The organism is Methylomonas sp. BG-2, from assembly GCF_057766305.1.
Window position 1 is genome coordinate 1 of sequence record NZ_JBYMAP010000162.1, and the last position, 8,988, is coordinate 8,988.

Below are 8,988 nucleotides of genomic sequence, written 5' to 3' on the forward strand. Positions count from 1 at the left end.
TAGCCGCCGGTACGGACTGAGTTCGAATTGTGGCGAGATTGGCGGGACAGCGCCTGACCCGAGGGACTCGGGCAACATGATCGGTTGGTCGGGAGTCGATGGCTTAGAAAATCAGCCTTCGGCCGAGGGACCTAGAAAACCGGCAAGACTATCGAGTTGTTTTGCCGGTAATTTAGTAGTTGGGGAAACGGCTGGGACTGTTTTTATATCCCAGTTGGCGGAGTACCTCTGTTTACAGCCTGCCTCGCGCCTTGGATGTCTTAAAGCGACTTATACAGCGCTATTGCTTTATTCAATTCTTCAGTGGCTTTTTGGATATCGCCTTTCTTGGCTTGAATTTGGCCTTGCATCAGCGTGGCGTGGGCCTTCTTAGCGGTTTCGGAGCTGCCGACAATCGCTTCGGACGCAAAGCGCGCGGCTTTTAACTGAACTTGGGCGGCGGAAAAATCGCTTTTGCTGACTTCGACCAAGCCCTTTTCGATCCGAGAAATGATTTCGGCGGTGGCGGCAGCCGGGCTGCTGGTGGTTTCTTCGGCAACCGCCACGGTGCTGCTCGCCGCGAATGAGGTTGCGAAAACGAAAATTAATGCTGCATTTTTGAGTAGATTCATGATGTATGCGTTTTATGAAAAAGTAGGAAGGAGCCAATGACTAAAAATTGCGCCGTTCCAGCATCTAGGCTGAAGCATGGACACCATGAGTGGCAATGGGGTTCACGTCCGTGCGAATGGGATAGGCGTTCTGCCCGAGTGTCGATGATGACCCTGAGAACGTAAAGCGAATCCGTGCTGCTTGAAGGTTTGGTTAATTGCATTGGGTCGCGGCAAGGTATCTACCTCACCGCGAGCCATGATATAGGAAAACTCGACGCCCGGTACGGACAATTTGATGGTCATTAAACCGGACTTAATGCATTGGCGGGTTACGGCGGTTACATCGGCGAAATCCGGCTGCTTACACGTTGGCGCGGCGAAAAGGTTTTTTTGGGTATCGCCGAGATTTTTGATGTTAGGGAACTACAGGTTTATGCTAAACCATCGTCGCCAACCATGGGAGAACCCACCTTGAAGCTCTACGATATGCTGTTGTCGGGCAATTGCTACAAAATCCGTTTGTTTTGCGGTTTGCTGGGACTCGAATACGAAACGGTGCCTATCGATTTGGCCAGGCAAGAAAATCGAAGCCCGGAGTTCTTGGAACTCAATCCGCGCGGTCAGATTCCGGTTTTGCAGGATGGTGAGGTGCTAATTTGGGACTCGACCGCGATTTTGGTCTATTTGGCCAGACAATACGGCGCGCCGCATTGGTTGCCGCTGGAGCCTTCGGCCCTGGCCGAGGTCATGCAATGGTTGGCGCTTGCGCAAAACGAGCTGCTGTATGGCTTGGCGCGGGCGCGGGCGGCCAATTTGTTCGGCCGTCCCTGGGACATCGGACAATGCCAACAACTGGGCAAGAGCGGTTTGGCGGTGCTGGAGCGGCGGCTGGAGGATCGCGAGTGGTTGGCGAACGGCCAAATCAGTATCGCCGACGTGGCTTGCTATCCCTACGTCGCGCTCGCCCCGCAGGGCGGGGTGCCGCTGGACGAGTACCGGCATATCGGCGCTTGGTTGCAGCGGATCGGCCGTCAACCGGGTTATCTGGGCATGCCGGGGCTGTAGCTGGCCGACGGTCGGCGCGGCGCGCAGCTGCTGTTCGCCCGGAACGCGGTTACTTAGGATGGCAGAGTTAGGTTGATACCGGGCGTGGGATGCGGGATGGATCGGCTATGAAGGCCAATGCCGTTTAAAACGGTAGTCGCGCTTGCTAATGGATTAGCCAAAAAGAAAAAGCTTAGGCCACGGTATCGATATTGCCGCCGACGCCGGTTGCCGAAGCCTTCCCGGCCGCCGTGGCCGTCAATCCCGACGCGGAATAGGTAGCCGGTTGTACCTCGGCTTCGTTGATGATTTTGGTCACCTGCTCGCCGGCTTGCCGGAATGCGTTACTCAGCGTCAAACGGTTGTTCAGGTCATCGGATTTGCCTTGCGCCTGATTGGCCCGGCTATCCAGTGCTTGAGCTTTTTCCTCGTATTTGTCGGCCATGGCTTGAGCGGAATCGGCTTGTTTCCTTAGCGCTTGAGCAAGTTGTTCCGCCTGCTCGGCATTTCGTTTGGCCGAGACCGAGCTCAGTTGTTGAAAGCCGGATTGCAGCGCGCTGGTAACGGATAAATCGCTCATGGCGTGGACTCAAGGTGGCTGAGGAAACCCGGAAATCGAATGTTTGAAATCAAGGCTAACCGACTGATTTACTCCGCTTGTTACGCCGATTTGTCGGCTAAGTCAAGTCGATTTTTTGTTCGGCGACACTTGGCGCAATCCCGGTTTTAGCTTGGTCGGTTCATTAAAGAATGCGCCCGGCGGGCGGGATTGCCGGGCGCTCGGATCGACGTTTTGTGTTAAAACTCGTACTTCAACGAACCCATCACATTCACCGGATAGCCGGGAATCGCGTCCAGGCTGCTGCCGTCGGAGTTCGCGTAATAACGTTTGTCCAACAGGTTGTTGACATTCAACTGCGCCGTCAAGCGTTGTTGGCCGAAACGTTGGGTATACGCGGCCATCGCATCCAAACGGGCATAGCCTGGCAAGCTGTAGGAATTATCGGCGTCGCCCCGCCGCAAGCCGACCGCCGTCACGCCAAAACCCACTTTGAACGCATCGTTAAACCGCCAAGTGCCCCACAAGCTGCCCTGGTGTCTGGGCACGTTCTCCAGGCGCTTGCCTTGCAGGCCGTCGAAGTCCTCGATGTAATTGGCTTGCGTATAAGCGTAGGTGCCCAGCAGATGCAGTTGGTCGGTAATTTGTCCGGCCAAATCCAGCTCGATGCCTTTGCTGCGGATTTTGCCGGCCAGAATCTGAAAATTGGGATCGGTTTGATTGGGGTCGTCGGTCAGCAGATTGCTTTTGGTCAAATGGAAAAACGCCAAGGTCGACGAAAATTTCTGGTCGGCCGATTCGGTCTTGAAGCCGACTTCGTACTGTTGGCCTTGCTGCGGATCGAAGCGTTGTCCGGTGGCCGAGATGCCGTTGTTGGCGCTGAACGACTCGGTATAGCTGCCGTATAGCGATAGCCAGTCCCGAGCTCGGTAGACGACACCGGCGCGGGGGCTGAAGGCGTTGTCTTCCTGCTTTTCCCGGCCGGCCTTGGCCGCCGCCAGCGAGGCCGGTGAAAACCGCGCGCCGGTGCTGACGTTATCGTAACGGCCGCCCAGCAGGATATGCAGTCGGTCGAACAGCGTGATCTGGTCCTGAACGTAGGCGCCTATCCAGGCTTCCTTACGGTAAAAGAATGCGTTGTCGGCCGGCAGGGCGTTGAAATCCACTTGGCCGTAAACCGGCGCGAAGATGTCGATTCCCGTGACTGCCGCTTGCGCCTCGTGCGCCTCGGTCGTTGCATGAAAGCCGTCCACGCCCACCAGCAAATTATGTTTGCTGCCCAAGATTTCGAACTTGCCGTTCAAGTCGATATTACCGGAATGCGTCATCACGTCCTGCACGCCTTTGGAGGCGGTGCGGTCCAAAAACAGGTGGCCGTCTGCCTCGCGTAAACCTCGGAAATTGAACAGGGTCGGTCCGCTCAACGACCAGTCTTTAAACAAATAACGTTGGGTGATCTTCCAATCGTCGTTGAAATGATAGGTCCAGTCAAAGCCGACCAGTTTGCTTTCCATCAACTGGCGTTGCGCGCCGTCCTTTAGCGTGCGGGTGATCGGAATCGGCGCCGGGCGGTTGCCGATGGCCGGAATACCAAAGTCGGCGTTGAAGCGGTCGCGCTTGTATTCCAGTTCCAGATTGGTTTCGAATTTTTCGTTGGGCCGCCAGCTGACTTTCGGTGCCACGAAATAGCGTTCGTTGCTGACAAACTCCCGGAACGATTGGCTATCCAGATAAGAGCCGTTGAGGCGGTACAGCAAGGTTTTGTTGGCGTCGAGGGGGCCGGTCGCATCGATCAGCGTGCGGTATTGATCGTAACTGCCGAATTGTTGCTGGACCGAATAATAGGCGGTATCCAACGGCTTTTTGGTCACGTAATTGACCAGGCCGCCGGGTTCGATGCGCCCGTACAACACCGCCGCCGGGCCCTTGACAATTTCCACCTGCTCGATATTGGCGATGTCGTAAACGTCCTGGCGGTTGAACAGGCCGTTGCGGTAAGCATCGCCGAATCCCGAACCGGCCAGACCGCGAATGATGAAATTGTCGTACAGATAACCGCCGCCGGTGCGGCCCAGCACGCCGCTAACGTGGCCGTTGACCGCGTCGGGCAGGGTGATGGCTTGTTTGTCGGCCAGCACGGCCTTGGGTACCACCTGAATCGACACCGGCGTGTCCATGATGGGCGTGTCGGTCTTGGTGGCGGTGGTCGCGTTCGGAAGACGGTAGTCGGTGTTGTAAGGATCGTTGGAATCGTAAGCGGCTATGCCGATTACATTGACCGGCGCCATCAGCGTCGCATCGCCGCCGAGCGGCTTAATCGCCAGCGAGCCGTCCCCGGCAACCGAATAGCCCAGGCCGGTGCCGGCCAATAGTTTGGCGGCGGCCTCGGGCAAGCTCATGGAACCTTGTAAGGCCGGCGAGCGACGGCCGGCGACATGGTCGTGAGCGTAAAAAATCTGCTTGCCGGATTGCGCGGCCAGTTGTTGCAGCGCGCCCGCCAGATCTTGGGCCGGGATGTCGAAGGCGTAGCTTGGATCGGCGGCGCGCACTTCGCAAGCCAGCAACGCGGCGGCCAATAAGAGCGGGTGTTTCAGCGATGCGGTCATAAGGTCTCCTTGGGTTAGGGGTTTCCTATGAAACGCACCAGCGTCGAAAAGACGCCAAGCCAGCACGATTTATTTTCGACTAGAGTCGACGCGGCTGGTTGATTCGGCCTTAATTTGGAGGTTTTATGGTGAAAGCCTGTTCGGCACGGTACCGACATCCCGGTGCCGGAACGCCATCAATCGCGGCCAGCGTCCACCACGTCCATCGTTTCATTCGCCGGGACATGATCGTTAGCTTCCCTTCGACTCCGCTTGGGGAACGACCCGCGCGCACTCGGGAAGAGCGTAAGGGGTCGGTCGGTTCAAACCGTAAAAGCCCGAATCAATCGTTGCCGCGCTTGTCGAGCACGGCTTGCCGCGGATTGGGCCGGTGAATATCAATGGGCAGCGTCATCGCTATGATGTTCAACGCGCTGTCGAGATTGCCGGTGTGAAAGGTACCGCTGACCTTGAGTTTGGCCAAGGCCGGCTCGGCCAGAGTCAGGCGGACGTCGTGGTAGCGCTCCAATTCGGCCAAAACCTCGTCGAGCTGGCGGTTTTCGAAGATCAAACGGCCTTCGCGCCAAGCGGTCTGCATCGTGATTTGGTTGGCGGGCAGTTCGCGAAATCGACCCTCCCGGTCGAAACTCAGCGCCTGGTTGGCATGGATTTCCCGGCTTTCGTGGTGGTCGACTCGAACAGTTCCCTCGGCGACCGCGACCGTTACTTCGTCATTGTGAAGTCGCACGTCGAAGCGGGTGCCTAAATCGACGACGTTAGCGCCGCCGACTGTAATTTGGAACGGGCGGTCTCGGTCGTGCGTGACGTCGAAGTAAGCCTCGCCCTTGATCAGCGCCAGTGACCGCCGCCAGTGGTCGAGGTGTACCGTCAATTCGCTGTCCGGACTCAATTCCAGCCGGGAGCCGTCCGCCAATTGAACCGTCCGGCTGGCGCCGCGCTCGGTCGCGTAAACCGCGTTGCGCCCGTACCAGCCTCGTTCGGAGAAGGTCGCCACGCCCAAGCCCAGCACCAGGCAGGCCACCAAGGCCGACTCGGCGAGCCGGCGGCGGCGCGGGCGCCGGTAGGTCAGCGCGGCGGCGCGGACCGGAAAATCCTGGCCTTTAAAGCCGTCGAGTTGTCGCCAGCGCCGCGCTATTTGCCGATAGACCTTCTCGTGATCTTGGTCTCGCGCCAGCCACGCCTCGAAAGCCGCGCGTTCTGCCGGCGTGCAGTCGGTCGATTCCAGACGCAGCAGCCAGTCGATCGCTTGTTGCTGCAAGGTGGGCGGAGATTCGGGCATTCGCTTCAAGACGGTTGGCTAGTCGGACAGGAAGGGCATTGTAAGCCCTTGGGCTGAACCATCGCGACTTCGCTGGCGCCCCGAAATCCGCTTGCGAGAGCGGCTTCGGCGTCAATTTCGCTCGGGTCCGCGCGCCGGACTAACCAACAGGAGGCGACGCACGATCCGCTCAACGCACTTTGACCGCAACCCGAGTCTTGGCGCCAGGCGAATGGATCGGCGGTGTGGGGAAACGTCATTGCTCGTCCCAGTCGCTAAAGCGCGTCAGCACGTGATCGGCGGCGATGCCCACCAGCCGGACCGAGTTACGCTCCGAGATGCCCAGTCGCCGGCCGATTTCCCGATGCGACAGTCCCTCCAGACGATATAACACGAAGGCGTGGCGGGTGTTTTCGGGGAGCTCCAGCAAAATGTCGTTCAGGGTTTGTAAGGCTTGACGGCTGGTCAGGCGGTCTTCGGGTAGCGGCTCTTCGCCGGCAATTTGCGCCAATAGTTCGTCGTTGGCGTCGGCATCCTGTTGAAAACGCTCGCGGACCGATTGGCGCCGGTGTTGATCGATACTCAGGTTGGCTATGGTCCGGTACAAAAAAGCCCTGGCGTTGCAGATCGATTGCGGCTCGGGATGTTGCAGTAGCCGCAAATACGCCTCCTGCACCAAGTCCTCGGCACTGTCCTGCCCGCCGCGCTGACCGGCAAACACCCGCAACTCTTGGCTGTGGCGTTGAAACAATCTGTCGAACAGCGATCGTTTGGATGTTGGCACGGTGGCGGTCTGGAAGGGCGGGGGCGGTGGAGGACTGTTCGTTAAAGTCCTGGGCGCATGCAAAGTCCGTACCCTATCGCAGTGCCGTGGCGCATTCAGCGGTGTTGCTTAACAAATCCAACGGTTTGGCGGAGTTTGGCGCGGGCGATTTTGCGAACCGGCGATGTTTGCGGCGGCGCGCAAGTGCGGCATATCCCGTAATAGCGGTCGCTAAAGCGGGTGTTTGGCGAACGGTCGGGCGGTCCGCCTTTGAGTAAGGAGAAAGTCGATATTTCGCCAAGCGGTCCGGCCGTTACCGTTTGTCGGCCGCCTCGACGACGATTTCCCGCTCGCCCAGGCGCTTGACTTTAACCGGCAGCAGCGCGGCGACGGCGTTTAGCAAGTTGTCGAGTTGCTCGGTGCGAAAACTGCCGTTGACGCGCAATTCAGCCAGCTTGGGATCGGGCAGGCGGATGACCACGTCGTGGTAGCGGGCTATTTCGGCCAGGACTTCGCCGAGCGGCCGGCCGCGAAACAGCAGCTGGCCCTGACGCCAGGCGGTGGAGGCGGCGATGTCGGTTTGGCCGGCCGCCACGAAGCCGCCGTCGCTGTCGTAGGCCAGTTGTTGGCCGGCGGTTAATTCGCGGCGCTGCAGACCGCCGGCCATTTCGACCGTGCCTTCTTGCACCGCCACGCTGACCCGGCCGGATTGCTGGTAAACGTCGAACGCGGTGCCGATGTCGCGTATGGTCAAGTTGCCGGCGGTCACGTGGAATGGGCGGGTGGCGTCGTGCTCGACGTTAAAGAACGCCTCGCCGCGTATCAGATCGACGCGCCGGCTGCCGCGGTTGTAGTGCACTCTGATTTCGCTGTCGGTGTTCAAATCCAGCTTGGAACCGTCGGACAACGGCACGCTTAAGCGTTGGCCCTTGCCGGTGCGGTAGGTATCCGACCAACCGTACCAACCTTGCGGCGAAAACAAGCCCCAACCGGCCCCGAGCAACAGCAGCGCCGCCAAGCCGCGGCCGGCGAATTGGCGCACGGCCGATGCCCGGACCGGTTTGCGGTAGTTCAGGGCGGCGTCGCGGGCCGCGAAGGACTCTTGGGTAAAGGGTTCCATCCAGGCCCATTGCGCCTCGACTTGCCGATAAGCGTCCGGGTGGCCCGGATCGGCGGCCAGCCAGTCCGCGAAGGCTTGGCGTAGCGCCGGGTCGGCCGGCGTTTCGCGCAGGCGCAATAGCCAGGCGATCGCTTGATCGCGTTGGGCTTGGGTGCGGTTGGCGGTCGAGGGCACGCGGTTGTCAGGGGCGAAAATTGAGGAGAGCAGTTTAACCAAAGACCGATGCAGCTGTTGGCCGGAATCAGCGCGGTCCAGTTTCGGCGGCCAGCCGGGCGCTGATGTGCTGCATCGCCAGCATCACGTAGCGCTCCGAGCCGCGCACCGAAATGCCCAGCCGGGCGGCGATTTCCCGGTGGGAGCAACCTTCGATCCGATACAGCACAAAGGCGTGGCGCTGCAGTTCCGGCAACTCGTCCAGCCAGGCCGAGAAGCGCTCGAGTTGCTGGTGGGCTTGCCAGTAATGCTCAGGCGACAAGCCGCGGTCGGGAATCAGCTCCGGTTTGGCGTCGGCATCGGCCAAGCGCTCGCGAATTTCGCGGCGGCGATGCCGATCGACGATTAGATTGGCGGCGGTCTGCAACAGAAAGGCTTTCGGATTGCGGATGGTTTCCGGTGCCGGATACTGCGACAGCCGCAAAAAGGTTTCCTGCACGATGTCGCCGACATCCGGTTCCTTGGGCCAGCGGCCGCGCACGAAGGCACCGATTTCGTCGGCATGCCTTAAGAACAGAGTTTGTAAAAAACCGGAAGATGCGTTGGGCATGGACGGCTCGGCTGGATTTCAGGATAGTCGAGCGCCTTGGGCAGCAAGAAATACGCCACGGCCCGGCTGGTAATTGCCAGCGCCGCCGAGGCGGCGGCGGGCGCTGGTCCGAAATGCTTGGCGACCGCCGGAAAGGGCGCGCCGCCGGACTCAAGCTGTGTGATATGCCTTATTTTTTGGAAAAATGCGGCATATCACACAGCGAGGCGCGCCGGCCATGCCAGCCAGGCGAACGGGATTGCGGTGGATTCGCGATCGGGCGCGATGCGCGCGGTAGGTCGT

The 8,988-nt window shown here is 59.5% G+C and carries 9 protein-coding genes; 2 read left to right on the plus strand and 7 right to left on the minus strand.

Annotation, left to right across the window (positions count from 1 at the left end):
- Positions 1–260: 260 nt before the first annotated feature.
- Positions 261–611, minus strand: a complete 351-nt coding sequence (locus AC3B8H_RS14910; RefSeq protein WP_488442334.1) for a hypothetical protein — start codon at positions 609–611, stop codon at positions 261–263.
- A 453-nt stretch (positions 612–1,064) separates the two neighbouring features.
- Between AC3B8H_RS14910 and AC3B8H_RS14915 the strand changes: the two genes are divergently transcribed.
- Positions 1,065–1,658 (plus strand): glutathione S-transferase family protein, encoded by a 594-nt coding sequence (locus AC3B8H_RS14915; RefSeq protein WP_488442335.1) that lies wholly within the window; start codon positions 1,065–1,067, stop codon positions 1,656–1,658.
- Positions 1,659–1,830: 172 nt separating this feature from the next.
- On the opposite strand, the gene AC3B8H_RS14920 is transcribed toward AC3B8H_RS14915, so the two are convergent.
- From AC3B8H_RS14920 to AC3B8H_RS14945, 6 genes are all read right to left on the minus strand, one after another.
- A complete protein-coding gene (locus AC3B8H_RS14920) occupies positions 1,831–2,217 on the minus strand; it encodes a hypothetical protein (protein WP_488442336.1) in 387 nt (128 codons plus the stop codon).
- A 218-nt stretch (positions 2,218–2,435) separates the two neighbouring features.
- Positions 2,436–4,802, minus strand: coding sequence for a TonB-dependent siderophore receptor (locus AC3B8H_RS14925; RefSeq protein ID WP_488442337.1), 2,367 nt, complete (start codon positions 4,800–4,802; stop codon positions 2,436–2,438).
- Between the two features lie 322 nt (positions 4,803–5,124).
- Positions 5,125–6,081 (minus strand): FecR family protein, encoded by a 957-nt coding sequence (locus AC3B8H_RS14930; RefSeq protein WP_488442338.1) that lies wholly within the window; start codon positions 6,079–6,081, stop codon positions 5,125–5,127.
- Positions 6,082–6,316: 235 nt separating this feature from the next.
- Entirely contained in the window at positions 6,317–6,844 is a 528-nt protein-coding gene (locus tag AC3B8H_RS14935) for an RNA polymerase sigma factor (protein ID WP_488442339.1), read from the minus strand.
- Positions 6,845–7,136: 292 nt separating this feature from the next.
- The gene (locus AC3B8H_RS14940; protein WP_488442340.1) at positions 7,137–8,117 is read right to left on the minus strand and encodes a FecR family protein; all 981 of its coding nucleotides are present in this window, start codon (positions 8,115–8,117) and stop codon (positions 7,137–7,139) included.
- A 67-nt stretch (positions 8,118–8,184) separates the two neighbouring features.
- Positions 8,185–8,706, minus strand: a complete 522-nt coding sequence (locus tag AC3B8H_RS14945; RefSeq protein ID WP_488442341.1) for an RNA polymerase sigma factor — start codon at positions 8,704–8,706, stop codon at positions 8,185–8,187.
- 36 nt (positions 8,707–8,742) lie between these two features.
- Here AC3B8H_RS14945 and AC3B8H_RS14950 point away from each other — a divergent pair.
- On the plus strand, positions 8,743–8,988 hold a 246-nt coding region (locus AC3B8H_RS14950; RefSeq protein WP_488442342.1), incomplete at its 3' end, for a hypothetical protein.